The organism is Parasphingorhabdus marina DSM 22363 (genome assembly GCF_900128895.1).
GTDB lineage: Bacteria > Pseudomonadota > Alphaproteobacteria > Sphingomonadales > Sphingomonadaceae > Parasphingorhabdus > Parasphingorhabdus marina.
Window position 1 is genome coordinate 1,288,006 of sequence record NZ_FSQW01000002.1, and the last position, 16,952, is coordinate 1,304,957.

The following is a 16,952-nucleotide window of genomic DNA, read 5'->3' on the forward strand; positions in this document are numbered from 1 at the left end:
GGTTGAAAATAGCCCGCAACCCACTTCCGCTTCCGAAGATGATGCCAACTGCGCTGCAAAACCCGACCGGCATCCGCCTCAAAAAAAGAACTTCGCCCCAAACCCTAAAACGGAACGTCGTCATCCAGATCATTGTCGAAGGCACCACCGCCCTGGCCGCCTCCGGATCCACCGCCGGTATTACCCCAGCCGTCGTTCGAGCCGCCACCCTGACCACCGCCGGATGCACCACCACCCCAGCCGTCATTTGAACCGCCGCCCTGGCCGCCACCGCCCTGACGTCCGTCGAGCATGGTCATGACCGCGCCGGGGCCTTGCAGGACGACTTCGGTCGAATAGCGGTCATTGCCGGACTGGTCCTGCCACTTGCGGGTCTGGAGCTTGCCTTCAAGATAGACCTTGCTGCCCTTGCGCAGATAGCGCTCGGCGACTCCGGCGAGGCCTTCGGAGAAAATTGCGACGCTGTGCCACTCGGTCTTTTCCTTGCGCTCGCCGGTATTGCGGTCTTTCCAGTTTTCGCTGGTCGCGACACGCAGATTGCAGACTTTTCCGCCATTGCTGAACGTCCGCACTTCGGGATCAGCGCCAAGATTTCCCACGATGATGACCTTGTTTACGCTGCCTGCCATTATGCAATTCCCCAGATTTATTGAATGTGTTTCGAGTCTCTGGCGGTTCTTTACAGGCCGAGTGCAACCGCCGTCCAGTAGGTAATACCGGCCGCGACATAGGCGAGCGCAAAAAGATAGACCAGCATGAAGGTCGGCCATTTCCAGCCATTGGTTTCCCGTTTTGTCACTGCAATGGTCGAGATGCATTGTGGCGCGAACACAAACCAGGCGAGGAAAGCCAGCGCCATCGGCAGTGTCCAGCGGCTTTGCAGCCTTTCCGTGAGCGACCGGGCCTCTGCTTCTTCATCCGGCGCATCGATCGCATAGGTCGTGGCCAGTGCCGACACCGCCACTTCGCGGGCGGCCATGGCCGGGATCAGGGCGAGCGCCATGTCGCGGTTGAAGCCAATCGGCGCGACCACCGGTTCGATGACATTGGCAATCCGCCCGGCTGCCGAATAATCAACCTGGCTCATCGGGCTGTCGATAGGAACCTTGGGGTAGGTCAGCATCAGCCAAAGCACGACTGTCGCTGCAAAAATGATCGTGCCGGCCCGGCGCAGGAAGATCCATGCGCGCTGCCACAGGCCGAGCAATATGTCTCGGATCCGGGGCAGCTGGTATTTCGGCATTTCCATCAGGAATCCGGCATTGGGTCCTTTGGCGACCGTGCTGCGCAGAACCAGCGCGACGATCATCGCGCCGACTATGCCAAATATGTAAAGCCCGAACAGGACCAGCCCCTGCAGGCCAACACCGCCACCAACGTCGCGAGCCGGAATGAAGGCGCCAATGATGATCGCATAAACGGGCAGCCGCGCCGCGCAGGTCATCAGGGGGGCGACCAAAATGGTGGTCAGCCGGTCATTGGGATCCGATATGCTGCGCGTCGCCATGATCCCGGGAATCGCACAGGCGAAGGAGGAAAGCAGCGGAATGAAGCTCCGGCCAGACAGCCCGACGCTGGCCATCAGCCGGTCCATGATAAAGGCCGCACGGGTCATGTAACCGCTGGCCTCCAGCAGCAGGATGAACAGGAACAGGATCAGAATCTGCGGCAGGAACACCACCACTGACCCGACACCACCGATGGCGCCTTCGATCAGAAAGTCCTTGAAAAACCCGTCGGGCAGCCCGGCTTCGACGGCGGCGGCCGCGATTTCCGTGCCCTGCTCGATCCACCCGATCGGCGCCTCGGACCAGGCGAAGACCGCCTGGAACATGACAAACAGGATGGCGAGCAGGATGATCGGTCCGGCAACGGGATGCAGGAAAAGCGCATCGGCCCGCTCCGACCAGCGCCGCCCGGCGGTTTCCGAGACAATGGCCGCCTGAGCGATTTTCTTGGCCTGAAAACGCAGTCCGTGATCCCGTTCCTTCGCCACCACCGGCTCCGCAACCGGGGCGTTTCCGGACAGACGGTTTTCGACGGCGGCGGACAGATCCTCCAGTCCCCGGCGGCGGACGGCCACTGTCGGTACGACCGGCACGCCGAGCAATTCCTCAAGCTTCGCAGGATCGAGCGTCAGCCCGTCTCTCTCAGCCAGGTCCATCATGTTGAGTGCGATAATGGTCGGTTGCCCCAGCGCAATAATTTCCAGCGCAAAGCGCAGATGATTGTCGAGATTGGCAGCATCCAGAACCACAATGATCGCGTCCGGCTTCCGCTCGCCATCCTGCGCGCCCATGATCACGCCACGCGTCACCGCTTCGTCCGGACTGGTTGGATCGAGACTGTAGCTTCCAGGCAAATCGACCAGTTCCGCCGGCCGGCCATTTGGCAGGGCAAAATGTCCCGCCTTGCGTTCCACTGTCACGCCCGGATAGTTGGCGATTTTCTGACGTGCGCCGGTCAGCGCGTTGAACAGCGCACTTTTTCCGGCATTGGGGTTGCCCGCGAGGACAATCAGGGGCGCTGCTTCCGTCATCATCAGTCGCTCAGAACAACCGAAATGGCCATGGCGTGGGATTTCCGGACGGCCACCATCATCCGCCCGACTTTCAGGGCTATCGGGTCGTTAAAGCCGAACATGCCCTTGTGTAGTTTTTCCACCGCAACTCCTTCGTCGAGCCCGAGGGCGCGCAAGCGGCGCCCCTCGTTTTCCGACATGGCTTCCCAGTCGACAGAGCGAATTTGCGCCACCTGTCGCAAGGACAGGCGATCGAGCGTAATTTCAGTTAGATCGGAACGGGCCATTCAGCTACTCGAAAACAGGTTAGTTGCGAGTGATTATCATTATAGAAACAGGCTGGCGAGTCTTTTGTTGCGGGACATCCGGATCAGAGATTGCGATAGCGAAGCCGACCGAAGAAGCGCGCCATGCTGAAGCGGTCGCCGCCCCGGCCCGTCACCCTTGCCTTGATCTTTTCAAACTGCATCACATTTTCGATCCGCCGATCCAGAAACGCCCGCGTCTCGGCGAAGTCTTCGCTTTCATCGTCAAGAAACACGCTGATGGTGCTGCCATAGACTGCAGATAACAAGGTCCGCTTGGTATAGTGATTATAATCCGTCGCGGTATCGCCGGCGAGCCGCCACATCTTGTCCGCGGCACCCCAGCCCAGCTTTGCGGCCCGGCGGACATTGGGTGGCGCAGCGAGAATGGCCAGCGCCCGGCGCAGCCCCTCGCGATCCGGTTCCAGAATTTCGAGCCGCGCCCGCACCAGATTTGTGATCCGTTCGCGGATCTTCATCGCCTCCAGTTCTTCAGCAGAATATCTTTCAGCCATGCGGGCGTCGACGGATTCAAACCAGGCTGCAATCATGTCGACTGGACCATCATTGAACGCCAGTCGCGCGAGGTCGGTATCGACATCGTCCTGCACGGCGGCCGCTTCGACGGCTGTCTCGTTCCATCCGTCAAATGCCGCCTGCATGGCCAGCGACGGCGCCAGAAAGGCGCGCACTTCATCAAGGGTGGGGTCTTCGGGAAGGCTGGCGGTCATGGCGACTCCGGAGTTATCACAGCGATTTGCGCTGCTATCAATATAGGGGAAACATATGGGCTTTCAAAGCATTGCATTTCGATGTGCGCGCTCTTAACTGTGCAGTTAACATTCATCTGCACATCGGAATTCCGCCATGACCACATTGTTCGACCCCATCAAGCTGGGAGCCATTGAAGCGCCGAACCGGATGCTGATGGCACCGCTGACCCGGTGTCGCTCTACCATGGAATTCGTGCCAACCCCGCTGATGGGCGAATATTACGCCCAGCGCGCCGGTGCCGGCCTGATCATTTCCGAAGCCACCGGCATCAGCCAGCAGGGCCTCGGTACACCGTTCGCGCCGGGTATCTGGAACGAAGCACAAACCGAAGCATGGAAACCCGTTGTCGAACGCGTACATGAAGCCGGTGGGCGGATCATCTGTCAGCTGTGGCACATGGGCCGGATTGTTCATCCGGATTTTCTGGATGGGGAAAAGCCCGTTTCCTCATCCGCGACCACCGCTCCGGGTTCGGTGCGCACCTATCTCGGCAAAAAAGACTATGAGGAAGCACGGCCGCTGGAAAAGGACGAAATCCCTGCCCTGCTCGACGACTATTCCCATGCTGCCGAGAATGCGAAGAAGGCCGGGTTTGACGGTGTGCAGCTGCACAGTGCCAACGGCTATCTGATCGACCAGTTCATCCGCTCGGGCTGTAATTTCCGGGAAGATGAATATGGCGGTTCGATCGAAAACCGGATCCGCCTGCTCGGCGAGGTCACGCAGCGGCTTGTCGATATCTGGGGCAGCGACCGGACGGCCGTGCGCCTGTCCCCCAATGGCGATTCCCAGGGCGCTGACGATGCGACCCCTGTCGAAACCTTTACGGCGGCGGCCATGCTGCTCGACAAGATCGGAATCGCGTTTCTGGAACTGCGGGAACCGCCCGCACATGGCACTTATGGCGCCACGGATGTGCCACCCGTGAGTCCGGATATCCGCCCGGTATTCAATAGCCCGCTGGTTCTGAACAGTGATTATTTCTACGATAACGCCACGGATGCGCTGGCCAATGACCGGGCTGATGCGATCAGTTTCGGGCGGACCTTCATGACCAATCCCGACCTGCCGGAACGTTTCAAGGCAGGCGCTGACCTCAATCCGATTGATTTCACGCCGACCTGGTACAGTCAGGGGCCGGAAGGTTATGTGGACTATCCGACGATGGACCAAAACCGGGAAACAGCTGCCTAAGCCTGAACGCAGCCGAGGCGGGCCGGTGGCGGCTCCGTCAAAAGGACAAGTGAGAAGGAAGAGCTAGAAGGAAGATTGCAACCGGCGGAACAGGTTGTGCACTTCGGGCTCGGGATCGGCAATCGTCTCCAGCTTTGCCGACAAGCGCTGCAGACGGAAAAACAGTTCTTCGCTCGCCATCACAATCTGACGGGCTTCTTCCGGGAAAAGCCGGGTCATTTCGGTGTCACTGGACGCCGCATAGCCCAACGCCCGGTCATGGTTCCAGGCCTCGCCTTCGGTCAGCTCGTCGCCATGCAGCGCGCGCTGGTTCAGCAGCCAGGCGATGCAGTGCATCAACCGTGTGGTGACTTTCAGGGACTCGCAGGAAAAAGCGACCGAAACTTCCGGATCATCGGAACATTCGTCGTGGAAGCGGCCCGATTCGAAATAGGATCTTGCTTCATCAGCAAGCACCATAGCCTCTGTATAGAGGGCATCCAGCACCTTCGGCGTGATCAGTGTTCCACTTGTCGACATGAAGCGATCATAGCAGTATTTTCCCCTGCAGGGACAGTTAAAATTTCCGGAAACAGGGTTAATATTCCGGTTGTTTCAATGTGATACGGCCCGGAGTTGCAGGTTAATCAGTTGACGATCAGGGTTAACGGGCTGTCATGCACAAACCGACAGCCGGAGTTCAGGCAATGATGTCCGGTATCAACTGATTTTCGATCATGATCATGCGGTCTCGCAGTTGCAGTTTCCGTTTCTTCAGGCGGGCGATCCGCAACTGGTCCTGGCTGCCGGAATCACGCAGCGCCGTGACGGCTTCATCGAGATCACGATGCTCTTCCCGCAGCAGCTCAAGCCGTTGCCGCAACTCCTCATCGCTCATCCCCATAACGGTCCTAATTCTCTCTTGCCTGTCCGCTACATTTTTGTCATCTTCACCTTATTCACGGAACAGGCCGAAACCAAGACAAATCGGCCGGAGCCAATCGGATCGTGAACTCCCGGACCGCAAGATAATGCCGGCCGGATCGCAGAAAGGGACACCCGCAACCGCTTTCATCATCGAAAATCTAGTCTTTGAGGAGAATTAATATGGATCAGAATCATGTGTCGGCATTGCGCGGAAAACACGAAGCTCTCGACCGCAAGATCAGCGAAGAAGAGTCCCGCCCTTCCCCCGATACAATTCTGATCCACAGTCTCAAGAAAGAGAAATTGCGGCTCAAGGAAGAGATGCTCGCCGAGGCCTGAGCTTTCGGCGCTTCGGCCGACTCCAAAATTCAAAGATTACGCATTTTGACACCCCAATGCATGTCGCCTGAGGGCATGCTTTCTGCTAGGCATGCCTCATGGACACAAAACCGAATCCTGTTCCGGTCACCGCGCGGAATATTCTCACGGGGTTGCGCGAGATCATGGCCGCGTCAACCAATGCGCAGTCGAAACTGAATCAGGTTGTCGATACCATTGCTGACGCCGTCAGCAGTGAGGTGTGCTCAATCTATCTGCGCCGCGATGGCGTGCTCGAACTTTTCGCCACGCGCGGTCTGAACCAGGAAGCTGTCCACGTCACAAAACTCGCTTTGGGGGAAGGACTTACCGGCTATATTGCTAATAATGTCGAAACCCTGAACCTGGACGAGGCGGCCAGCCATCCGGACTTTCAATACAGGCCGGAAACCGGTGAGGAAAAATTCCACAGCTTTGCCGGCGTCCCGATCATCCGCAACCAGAAAGCGGTCGGGGTATTATGCGCCCAGCATATTGAACCGCGGAAATATCATGAAGAGGAAATCGAAGCTTTTCAGACGGCGGCGATGGTGCTGTCCGAACTGATTTCCAATGCGGAACTGATTGATGACAATAGCGCGGAAATCACCGAGGCGACCGAAAGCGGTGCCATCCGGCTCTCGGGGTTCCAACTGGTCAAGGGCAAGGCCAGCGGACATGCCGTTTTTCACCAGCCACGCGTGAAGATCGAGCATACGGTCGCAGAAGATATCGAAGCCGAACGCCACCGCGTTTACTCTGCATTCGACAAGATGCGGGTCCAGATCGATAATATGACGACCCAGGCGGAATTCGGTGTCGGCGGGGAACATGAAGAGGTGCTCGAAACCTACAAGATGTTCGCTTATGACGAAGGCTGGAGCCGGCGGATCAACGAGGCGATCGACAGCGGTCTGACCGCCGAGGCCGCGATCGAACGCGTGCAGCAGCATACCCGCATGCGGATGCGCCAGATTGACGATCCGCTGCTTGCCGACCGGATGCATGATCTCGAGGATCTGGCCAACCGGCTGCTGCGGATCGTGTCAGGACAAATGGGTACGGCGGCCACTCTCGGCCTGCGCCAGGACACCATCTTGATCGCGCGCAATCTCGGTCCGGCAGAGCTGCTCGAATATGATCGGCGACGGCTCAAGGGGGTCGTGCTCGAGGAAGGTTCGCTGACCGCCCATGTCACCATCATTGCAAGGGCCATGGGCATTCCCATTCTTGGTCAGGTGCCGGGCCTCAGGCAGCGGATTCGCGAAAATGATCTGCTGCTCCTCAATGTCGATGACAATGCGCTGTTCGTGCGTCCGAATCCGTCGATGGAGGAAGCGTTCGAGGCACAGGTGGAACTCAGCCAGAAAAAGCGGGCCACCTATATGGCACTCCGCGACAAGGAGCCCATTTCGCTCGATGGCACGCGGATTGCGCTAAACATCAATGCCGGACTGCGGGACGATGTCGGCATGCTGAAACTGACCGGCGCCGATGGTATCGGACTGTTCCGGACCGAATTCCAGTTTCTTGTGGCGGCCACCATGCCGGGTCGGGCGGGCCAGTTGCGACTCTACCGCGACGTCCTCGATGCGGCGGGCGACAAGCCTGTGATATTCCGGACGGTGGATATTGGTGGCGACAAGCCCCTGCCCTATTTTCAGGCCAGCGAAGTCAGGGAAGAAAACCCGGCCATGGGCTGGCGCGCCCTGCGGATAGGGCTCGAACGGGATGCGCTGATGAAGGTTCAGGCGCGGGCCTTGCTGGAGGCGTCCGCCGGAAGAAAACTCAACGTGATGTTTCCAATGATCGCCGAACCATGGGAATTTGACGAAGCCAAGGCGGTTTTTGAGAAACAGCTGGCCTTCCTGAAAGACCGGAAAAAACAATTGCCGATTTCCATTCGCTATGGCGCGATGCTGGAAGTCCCGGCGCTGGCCGAGTGCCTCGACCTGATCGCACCCAGGCTCGATTTCCTTTCGATCGGCACCAATGATCTCACCCAGTTCCTGTTTGCCGCAGATCGCAGCAACCCCAAGCTGGCCGAGCGGTTCGACTGGCTCAGCCCGGCCATCCTGCGCTATTTGCGCCGGATCGCGCGTCAGGCAGACTCGCTGGGCGTTGAGCTCAGCGTATGTGGAGAAATGGGTGGTCGTACACTGGACGCTCTGGCCTTGCTCGGCCTCGGGATCCGCCGATTGTCGATTACACCCGCATCCGTTGGACCGATCAAGGCGATGATCCGTTCCGTGAATCTGGAGGACATTTCGGCGTTTATGGAAGACCATCTGTCCAGCCCGATCACCGATTCCCGAACCGCGCTGGAAAAATGGGCGCAAGAGCGCAAGATCGATCTCGGCTAAACATCTATTTACAAATTCCGATTCACCGGCCGGTGATTGCCATTGACATTTGGCCGTCCAGATGGCTTTTCTGTTTGCAGTTGGGGGAAAGGGTCGCACCGCGAACCGGCCGCTGGAGAGTGATATGGCCGCAGAATCGATTGACAATGAAGAGAATGATGACGGTGTAGCAGAACTCAGTTTGCACAGCGCAGGCCAATTGCTCAAACAGGCGCGCGAGCAAAAAAATCTGACCATCGAGGAAGTCGCGAAGACAACGCGCATCCCGCAACGACATTTGTCATCCATTGAAATTGGGGATTTTGAGGCGCTTCCGGGACGAACCTATGCCATCGGATTCGGGAAATCCTATGCCAGAGCTGTCGGACTGAGCGATGCCGCCATTGGCACGCAGCTGCGCGAAGAAATGGATGATCAGGGCCATGCCGCCTATCAACCGGAAACCAGCGGCTATTCCCCTGCCAGTCCGAGCAGCATTCCTCCGAAGACCCTGGCCGTTGTTGCCGCGGGCCTCGGTGCAATCATTCTCGTCGGCTATATTGTCTGGCGTACGGTGATCTTGCAGCCATCCGATTTTGATGCGCTGGGCAACAGCACCGATCTTGCCGACAACGGTAATTCGGCCAGCGATATCGTCACCGATGGCACCATCCCGGCTGCCGCGGGAGATCAGCCGTCCGCGGATGGTACTGTTGTCCTCACGGCAACCGAGACTGTCTGGCTGAAAATCTATGATGAAAACGGCGACCGCCTGTTTGAAAAAGAGATGGCACCGGGCGAAACCTACACGGTGCCTTCGGATGCCGCAGGACCCCAGATCCTGACGGGTCGACCGGACGCACTCACTGTCACGATCGACGGCAATGTGATCCCTGCGCTGGGGACCGCAGAACGAACAATCAAGGATGTCGGGATCAGCGCGGCGGCCCTGCTTGCACGCAACAATGTCGGAAGCGAAGCATCCAGTAGTGTCGGCAACACCAATAGTGGAAATAGCGACAACGCTGAGTAGCGCGTGGTCGGTCTCGTTTATCAATAACTGGGTGTCGGCATGACCGATCCTGCTTTGCTTTTGCAACTCGTTTATGGTTAACAGAAAGCTGAAATTCCGTTTGAGCCTCAGGAGCCACTGCATGAAATTGTTCGTTTTGCCCTTCCTCGTTTCGGGCTTGCTCTTTTCCGTTCCCGCCGCGGCGCAGGAAAGCGGTGTGGACAAGCGGGTCGAGCGCCTGGAAAAAGAAATGCGCGCTGTACAACGAAAGGTTTTCCCGGGCGGTTCTTCAAGGTTTTTCGAACCCGACATTGCACCGGAAACGGAGACAGCCAACGCCCCTGCAACCACAACGTCCGCCGTATCGGACCTGATTACCCGGGTTGATGCCCTGGAACGCAGCCTCGCGAACCTGACCGACCAGGTAGAACGCAACGGCTTTCGCATGAAGCAGATCGAAGACAAGCTGGCCGCAATGGAAACGGCGCCCGCACCGCCAGCAATTGGTGACAGCGGACCATCGTCAACCGCAACAACCACGCCCGCCGCGGCAACACCGGCGCCGGATCCGGAGCGCGTCAGCGCGGTGGCGGCCATTGTGATGCCCGACACCGGTGACGCCGGGGAAGATTCCTACATTTACGGCTTCCGTCTCTGGGAGGCCAAATATTATCCCGAGGCGCAGGCGCAGCTGAAGAAAACGGTCGAGGATCATCCCGACCACCGCCGTGCCAGCTTTGCCCAAAATTTGCTGGGCCGCGCGTATCTGGATGACGGCAAGCCCGCTCTGGCATCGGTTGCCCTCTATGAAAATTACCAGAAACGGCCGCGCGGCGGTCGCGCAGCCGACAGCCTGTATTTTCTGAGCACTGCTCTGGTGCAGCTGGACAAAAAGGACGATGCCTGCCGGGTATTGGCCGAACTGGAGGACGTCTATCCCGATCTGGCGAGCGGTCGCCTGGCCCGGCGCGTTGCCAGCGGGAAACAGGCCGCCAATTGCCGGTAGTCATGTGGGGCCCGGGATCTTTGGCACGTGACTGAAGTCTCCCTCCAGGATCGTTTTGCCCTGGCGCTGAACAAACTGCTTCCGGATTTTGCCGACAATAGTGACCGGCTGGGTCTGGCCGTATCGGGCGGGCCTGACAGCCTTGCGCTCCTTCTGCTCGCCCATCAGCACAGCCCTGACCGGATCGCTGCGGCCAGTGTCGATCACGGCTTGCGCCCGGAAGCACGAGCAGAATGCAAATTCGTGGCCAGCCTCTGCGCCGACAGGGGCATACCCCATGAAATATTGCAGCCCGCCATTCCCATTCGGGGCAGTATTCAGGCGGAAGCCCGAAAGGTCCGCTATACCTTGCTGGGCGGCTGGCTGGAGCGGCACCAGATTGCCTGGCTCGCCACCGCCCATCATGCCGATGATCAACTGGAAACCCTGGTCATGCGGATTTTGCGGGGCAGCGGACTGGACGGCATGTCGGCCATTCGGTCGCGACGCGGGCATATCATTCGTCCGCTGTTGCATCTGGCCAAGGATGAGCTGGCGGAGTTTGTTGCGGCTCAGGGCATCACTCCGATTGACGACCCGTCCAATGCCGACAACAGTTTCGATCGGGTCCGAATTCGCAAGGCATTAGCTGAGTTACAGGGGTTCAATGTCAGCAACGCGAGCCAGAGTGCTGCCGCGCTGGACGACTCCCGGACAGCATTGCAGTGGGCGGTTGACCAACAGGCCGATCAACATTTGCGCAAGACCGGGACGGGTGCTGTGCTGGAGCGCTGGGATTTTCCGCATGAAATCGTGCGCCGCCTGGTGCTGAAATCCCTGCATCTATGCGATCCGGCCCTTTCGCCGCGGGGTGCGCAACTCGAACGGACCATTTCCGCCTTGCAGCAGGGTCAGACGGTGACGATTGGAGATATCATCTGCAAAGGTGGTAAAAAATGGCAATTTTCCAAGGCCCCCAGTCGCCGAAGCAGTTGAATTCCGGACAAAATCCAGACGGCATCGGGCGGCCATGGGGGTCACTCCGTCAAAAACATGGCTAATGATATTGTCATTACCCGGAAAAGACCTATCTTGAGGGAAGAATTTCCCCGCCAGAAGCCAAAACCGGGCACTGGTCCGCTGAATAATGACAGGACGCACGACATCATGAATGACGAACAGGATCCCAAGGAAAATCCGTGGATGAAAAGCATGCTCATCTGGGCAGGCGTCATCGTCGCACTGCTGCTGACCGTGTCCATGTTTGGCGCAGGCGCTACGGCCGAACAGGGTAGCGCGATGAGCTATTCATCCTTCCGCGACAAGGTTGCGGAAGGCAGCGTCAAAAGCGTCGCTATTGCTCCTGACCAGATTTCCGGTGAACTGACCAACGGCGACCGCTTCACCACCACGCCCGTCGGCAATGATACCGGCCTCGTAAAGCTGCTCGACGACAATGGCGTCGACTATAGCGGCCAGGCCGAAGAAACCCCAAGCATCTGGCAATATCTCCTGATCCAGTCCCTGCCCTTCATCCTTATTCTCGGCATCGCGTTTTTCGTGCTGCGGCAAATGCAGAAAGGCAGCGGCAGCGGCGCCATGGGCTTTGGCAAGTCCAAGGCAAAGATGCTCACCGAAAAACAGGGCAAGGTGACCTTCGAAGATGTGGCTGGTATCGACGAAGCGCGGGAAGAGCTGGAAGAGATTGTCGAGTTTCTGAAAAACCCCGGACGCTTTGCAAAGCTGGGCGGCCAGATCCCGAAGGGCGCGCTGCTGGTCGGCTCACCGGGTACGGGTAAAACGCTGCTCGCCCGGGCCATTGCCGGAGAGGCTGGTGTGCCGTTTTTCACGATTTCCGGTTCCGACTTTGTCGAAATGTTCGTCGGCGTCGGCGCCAGCCGTGTCCGCGACATGTTTGAACAGGCCAAAAAGAACGCGCCCTGTATCGTGTTTATCGACGAGATCGATGCAGTGGGTCGCCACCGTGGTGCCGGCCTCGGCAACGGCAATGACGAGCGCGAACAGACGCTGAACCAGCTGCTGGTCGAAATGGACGGTTTTGAAGCCAACGAAGGCATTATCATTATCGCCGCCACCAACCGGCCGGATGTGCTTGATCCGGCGCTGCTGCGTCCTGGTCGCTTTGACCGCCAGGTCGTGGTCCCGCGTCCCGACATTGAGGGCCGCGAAAAGATTCTCGAAGTGCACATGAAGAAGGTGCCGATTGCACCCGACGTCAATGCGCGCACCATTGCCCGTGGCACGCCCGGATTTTCCGGTGCTGATCTCGCCAACCTGGTGAACGAAGCCGCCCTGATGGCTGCCCGGCGCGGCAAGCGCATGGTGGCGATGGACGAGTTCGAAGCGGCCAAGGACAAGGTCATGATGGGCACCGAACGCAAGTCGATGGTGATGACCGAAGACGAAAAGAAAATGACCGCCTATCACGAAGCAGGCCATGCATTGGTCGCTGTCCACGAACCGGCTTCCGACCCGATTCACAAGGCCACCATCATTCCGCGTGGCCGCGCACTGGGCATGGTCATGCGCCTGCCCGAGCGGGACAATTACAGCTATCACCGGGACAAGATGCACGCCAATATGGCTGTATCGATGGGCGGCCGTGTCGCCGAAGAAATCATCTTTGGCTATGACAAGGTGTCTTCCGGCGCATCCGGCGACATTCAATATGCGACAAAACTGGCCCGTGACATGGTCACCCAGTGGGGCATGTCCGACAAGATGGGGCCTCTGCAATATGAAGAGGAACAGGGTGAAACCTTTCTCGGCTATTCCCAGGCTCAGCGCGTCCATATGTCCGACGAAACCGCCAAACTGATCGACAAGGAAATCCGCGGACTGGTTGATGCCGGTTATGACCGGGCAAAGGACGTGCTCACCACGCACGAGAAGCAGTTGCACCTGCTGGCCAATGCCTTGCTGGAATATGAAACCCTGTCCGGGGACGAAATTGACGAGCTCATTGAAACGGGCAAATTCGAACGGCCGGACGGCGATGTGATCAAGCCGTCCGAAGTTCCCAGCGTCGGAACGTCGATCCCCAAAGCCGGGAAGAAGCGGAAGGGTCCGTTTGGCGGCGGAGATCCCAAGCCACAGGGCATCTGAAGCCCTGTCCGCGACAGTCCGGGCACGAGACCCGATCAAATCCGGTATTTTGCGACGGACGGAACCTGGTGCCCGTTGAAGGAATCGGTCAGGCGTAGTAAATTTCCTTTTGTTCGGCAGCGGTTTACAGGGGACCGTTTCCGGACAATCCGGGGGCTTCTGCAGGAAGGAGTTGCCCCGCATGTCCAGATTTCTGAAAACTGCACTCATCACCGCCATGGCGTTGCCCGCATCAGCACAAGCCGCGACCGTGATGGATACCCAGGCCCAGACGAGCGCCGGGCAATTGTTCACCTACAGTTTTGGCGGGCTGGAACCGGCCACCGGTCCCGGAACGATTACGATTACAGCGCGCGGGGATTACTCGACGCCATTTCCCGATATCGAGTTTCTGGAATATGATATCGAGGGCCTGTTGACCGGTGCCCTTGCACCCGTCGGCGCGGACAGTTTCACCCGGTTCAGTTTCAATGATGTCGAATTCACGGCTGTTTTTGACCTGTCCCTCGCCGACCTGAACGGTCTGCTTTCCGACAATGTGATAGAATTATCGCTCGATCTCTCCGGTCCTGTGAACATTTTTGATGCCGATTCCTTCACGTCTGTGATGATCGACTATCCATCATCCAGTCCGACACCCGAGCCGGCCAGCTGGGCCATGATGATCGGCGGATTCGGCCTTGTCGGAGGAGCGATGCGCCGCAGCCGCAAACGCCGGTTGCGATTTTCTGCTGACCCGTCCGCATAGCCACCGGCACGCGCATCTGGCGAGTTGTCTGGTAGAGCAGGCTGCGTGAACAAGGCCTTGCCTCGGGCGGGTTTCACTGCAAAATGCCATAATGGAATTTCTCGCCCCCTATGAATCTGCAATCCGATTGGGCGTTTTTGCAGGCATGTTGCTGATCATGGCGGTTGTTGAAGCCGTGATGCCCCGAAAACAGCGGGTGCAGCCGCGCGGATATCGATGGGCGACAAATCTCGGTCTGGTCATCACCGGTACGCTGCTCTTGCGGGTTACTATGCCCATGTTGGCGATTGGAATGGCGCTCCTCGCCACACAAAATGGATGGGGGCTGCTGGCGATGATCACCCTGCCGCTCTGGGCGGAAATCATCATGGCCTTCCTGTTGCTCGATTTGCTGATCTATGCCCAGCATGTTGTGTTTCACAAGGTTCCGATATTCTGGCGGTTTCACAAGATCCATCATGCCGACCGCGATCTCGATGTGACCAGCGGGGTCCGCTTCCACCCGGTAGAGGCCGTCCTGTCGATGCTGTGGAAACTGCTCTGCATTGCCGCAATCGGCCCGGCAGCAATCGCCGTCTTCCTGTTTGAGGTTATCCTGAACGCTGCATCATTATTTCATCATGCGAATTTTCGCCTGCCAGCTAGACTGGATTCTCTCCTGCGATGGATAATTGTCACGCCCGACATGCACCGGGTTCATCATTCGGTTCGCCCCGCAGAAACGGACAGCAATTTCAGCTTCTTTCTGACCATCTGGGACCGGCTTTTCGGGACATATGTCGAGCAGCCCAAAGACGGACATGCAGGCATGACCATCGGACTGGATGAATATCAGTCCGATGCGCCTTCGGGTCTCGGCTGGAGCCTGGTCGAGCCGTTTCGGTCACACAGCAAAAAGCCACAAAAAACGGGCGGTCACTCCTGAGAGCACCGCCCGTTTTTTTGAACAGCAAACTGGAGATTAACGGCGGTTGGCGCCATAGTCTCCGGGGACGCCTGCACTGCGTGGCGGCGCGGCTGCGGTCAGCCGAAGGGCTTCTGCAGACTGGCTGATCGAACCGATTTCGTCCGGCGCATCATCATCATCAACCTGCACTTTGCGCAACGACTGAATGAGGCTGTCTTCCAGTTCATCCGGCTTGATCGTTTCTTCGGCAATCTCGCGCAGCGACACCACCGGATTTTTGTCACGGTCGCGGTCAATGGTCAGCTCCGCACCACCGGAAATTTCACGAGCGCGCTGCGCCGCAAAAAGCACCAGATCAAAACGATTGGTGACCTTGTCCACGCAGTCTTCAACGGTAACGCGAGCCATAAGCCGCTCCTGATTCTCTAAAATTCCTGAAAATGAGAGGTGCATCTAGGGTTTCAGCCAGCTTTTGTCAACAAATCCGTCACGCCGGCTGATCCCCGAACAGGCCAGTGTTGCGACGGCAAAGCGGATCGCCTACATCGCCGGAATGGACAGTCGGGCTTCTCCTTCAGATCATCAGCCTCCATGGTTCGACATCGGGGAAAACCGCCTGAAACTGGTGCATGAACCGCAGGATCGCATGGATGCCCTGACGCATTTGATTGATCGGGCAGAACACAGGCTGCAGCTATTCTATTACATGTTTGAAGATGATGCGGTCGGAACCAAACTTCTGAGCAAGCTTGTTGCTGCCTGTGAACGCGGTGTTTCCGTCGAACTGATGATCGACAGTTTCGGGTCCAATACCACCGCCCGCGCCTTCTTCAATCCGCTGATAGCCGCTGGCGGTAAATTTGGCGTGTTCAGCCCGCGCTTTTCCACCAGTTATCTGGTTCGCAACCACCAGAAAATAGCGATCTCAGATACATCACGCGCACTTGTCGGCGGCTTCAACATCACGGATGACTATTTCAACCGGCGGGAAGAAGGCGAACCCAATATGTGGGAAGATGTCGGTGTCGCCATAGAGGGACCGGAAGTCTCGGCACTGGCGCGATGGTATGACAGGCTGTCCGACTGGGTGGAGCATGACAATGGCAATATTTTGAAGTTGCAAAAGATGGTAAGGACATGGAGCGCGGGCGATGGAAGGTTCCGCTGGCTGCTGGGAGGCCCGAGCAATCGTCTCAGCCGATGGGCATGGTCGATAAAGAATGACTTGGAGGCCGGATCACGGCTCGACTTGGTCGCGGCCTATTTTTCGCCGGGTCAGGGGCTCCTCCGCCGCATCGCCAGGCTGTCCAAAAAAGGCGGAGACAGCAATCTGCTGCTGCCCGGGAAAACCGACAATGGCGCCACCATCGGGGCCAGCCGGCTTCTCTATGGCTATTTGCTCAAACGCAACGCCCGGATATTTGAGTATCAGCCGCGGCGGCTGCACACGAAACTGGTCGTCGTCGACGATGCTGTCTATGTCGGATCAGCCAATTTCGATATCCGCAGCCTGTTCATCAATGTCGAAATGATGGTGCGTATAGAAGACCGGGCATTTGCCGATCATGCCCGCAATCTCGTGATGCAGATGTGCGGGGCATCCCAACAGATCACTCCCGAAGTGCACAAGTCACGGAAATCCCTGCTGAACCGTATCCGCTGGGCTCTTTCCTATTTCATTGTGAACACACTGGATTACACGGTGACTCGCCGGTTCAACCTGGGTCTCACGAGGCTGGACCGCCTTCCATCAGGCAAAGAGGACTGAATAGCGG

At 58.1% G+C, this 16,952-nt stretch carries 17 protein-coding genes; 10 read left to right on the forward strand and 7 right to left on the reverse strand.

Features of this window, described 5'->3' with window-relative positions; all coding sequences use genetic code 11:
* Positions 1 to 104: 104 nt before the first annotated feature.
* The 4 genes from ssb to BUQ90_RS15910 all read right to left on the reverse strand — a co-directional run bounded on the left by ssb (position 105) and on the right by BUQ90_RS15910 (position 3,557).
* On the reverse strand, positions 105 to 629 hold the full coding sequence (gene ssb / locus BUQ90_RS15895) for a single-stranded DNA-binding protein (RefSeq protein WP_074206087.1): 525 nt from the start codon (positions 627 to 629) through the stop codon (positions 105 to 107).
* Positions 630 to 679: 50 nt separating this feature from the next.
* Positions 680 to 2,539, reverse strand: coding sequence for a ferrous iron transporter B (gene feoB / locus BUQ90_RS15900; RefSeq protein WP_074206492.1), 1,860 nt, complete (start codon positions 2,537 to 2,539; stop codon positions 680 to 682).
* A 2-nt stretch (positions 2,540 to 2,541) separates the two neighbouring features.
* Complete coding sequence (locus tag BUQ90_RS15905) at positions 2,542 to 2,808, reverse strand: FeoA family protein (protein WP_074206088.1); 267 nt, start codon at positions 2,806 to 2,808, stop codon at positions 2,542 to 2,544.
* Between the two features lie 83 nt (positions 2,809 to 2,891).
* Positions 2,892 to 3,557, reverse strand: a complete 666-nt coding sequence (locus BUQ90_RS15910; RefSeq protein ID WP_074206089.1) for a COQ9 family protein — start codon at positions 3,555 to 3,557, stop codon at positions 2,892 to 2,894.
* Positions 3,558 to 3,693: 136 nt separating this feature from the next.
* Here BUQ90_RS15910 and BUQ90_RS15915 point away from each other — a divergent pair, with 136 nt between their 5' ends.
* Positions 3,694 to 4,794, forward strand: a complete 1,101-nt coding sequence (locus BUQ90_RS15915) for an alkene reductase (protein ID WP_074206090.1) — start codon at positions 3,694 to 3,696, stop codon at positions 4,792 to 4,794.
* Between the two features lie 63 nt (positions 4,795 to 4,857).
* On the opposite strand, the gene BUQ90_RS15920 is transcribed toward BUQ90_RS15915, so the two are convergent.
* Entirely contained in the window at positions 4,858 to 5,313 is a 456-nt protein-coding gene (locus BUQ90_RS15920; RefSeq protein WP_074206091.1) for a DUF1465 family protein, read from the reverse strand.
* Positions 5,314 to 5,473: 160 nt separating this feature from the next.
* Positions 5,474 to 5,671 carry a YdcH family protein gene (locus BUQ90_RS15925; RefSeq protein WP_074206092.1) on the reverse strand — a complete coding sequence of 66 codons (198 nt, stop codon included), beginning with the start codon at positions 5,669 to 5,671 and terminating at the stop codon, positions 5,474 to 5,476.
* Positions 5,672 to 5,880: 209 nt separating this feature from the next.
* Between BUQ90_RS15925 and BUQ90_RS15930 the strand changes: the two genes are divergently transcribed.
* The 8 genes from BUQ90_RS15930 (at position 5,881) to BUQ90_RS15965 (ending at position 15,195) form a co-directional block, all read left to right on the forward strand.
* A complete protein-coding gene (locus BUQ90_RS15930) occupies positions 5,881 to 6,039 on the forward strand; it encodes a YdcH family protein (RefSeq protein WP_074206093.1) in 159 nt (52 codons plus the stop codon).
* A gap of 98 nt (positions 6,040 to 6,137) precedes the next feature.
* Positions 6,138 to 8,420 carry a phosphoenolpyruvate--protein phosphotransferase gene (gene ptsP / locus BUQ90_RS15935; RefSeq protein WP_074206094.1) on the forward strand — a complete coding sequence of 761 codons (2,283 nt, stop codon included), beginning with the start codon at positions 6,138 to 6,140 and terminating at the stop codon, positions 8,418 to 8,420.
* A gap of 124 nt (positions 8,421 to 8,544) precedes the next feature.
* Positions 8,545 to 9,432 (forward strand): helix-turn-helix domain-containing protein, encoded by an 888-nt coding sequence (locus BUQ90_RS15940; RefSeq protein WP_074206493.1) that lies wholly within the window; start codon positions 8,545 to 8,547, stop codon positions 9,430 to 9,432.
* A gap of 121 nt (positions 9,433 to 9,553) precedes the next feature.
* Positions 9,554 to 10,417 carry a tetratricopeptide repeat protein gene (locus BUQ90_RS15945; protein WP_074206095.1) on the forward strand — a complete coding sequence of 288 codons (864 nt, stop codon included), beginning with the start codon at positions 9,554 to 9,556 and terminating at the stop codon, positions 10,415 to 10,417.
* A 27-nt stretch (positions 10,418 to 10,444) separates the two neighbouring features.
* On the forward strand, positions 10,445 to 11,392 hold the full coding sequence (tilS, locus tag BUQ90_RS15950) for a tRNA lysidine(34) synthetase TilS (protein WP_074206096.1): 948 nt from the start codon (positions 10,445 to 10,447) through the stop codon (positions 11,390 to 11,392).
* 171 nt (positions 11,393 to 11,563) lie between these two features.
* On the forward strand, positions 11,564 to 13,522 hold the full coding sequence (ftsH, locus tag BUQ90_RS15955) for an ATP-dependent zinc metalloprotease FtsH (protein ID WP_074206494.1): 1,959 nt from the start codon (positions 11,564 to 11,566) through the stop codon (positions 13,520 to 13,522).
* A 181-nt stretch (positions 13,523 to 13,703) separates the two neighbouring features.
* Complete coding sequence (locus tag BUQ90_RS15960) at positions 13,704 to 14,270, forward strand: PEPxxWA-CTERM sorting domain-containing protein (protein WP_074206097.1); 567 nt, start codon at positions 13,704 to 13,706, stop codon at positions 14,268 to 14,270.
* Positions 14,271 to 14,361: 91 nt separating this feature from the next.
* Entirely contained in the window at positions 14,362 to 15,195 is an 834-nt protein-coding gene (locus BUQ90_RS15965) for a sterol desaturase family protein (protein ID WP_074206098.1), read from the forward strand.
* A gap of 36 nt (positions 15,196 to 15,231) precedes the next feature.
* Here the strand turns inward: BUQ90_RS15965 and rpoZ are convergent, their stop codons facing one another.
* Positions 15,232 to 15,585, reverse strand: coding sequence for a DNA-directed RNA polymerase subunit omega (gene rpoZ, locus BUQ90_RS15970; RefSeq protein WP_074206099.1), 354 nt, complete (start codon positions 15,583 to 15,585; stop codon positions 15,232 to 15,234).
* Positions 15,586 to 15,649: 64 nt separating this feature from the next.
* Here rpoZ and BUQ90_RS15975 point away from each other — a divergent pair, with 64 nt between their 5' ends.
* Positions 15,650 to 16,945: a phospholipase D-like domain-containing protein gene (locus tag BUQ90_RS15975; RefSeq protein WP_084192747.1), complete on the forward strand. Its 1,296-nt coding sequence runs from the start codon at positions 15,650 to 15,652 to the stop codon at positions 16,943 to 16,945.
* Positions 16,946 to 16,952 lie beyond the last annotated feature (7 nt).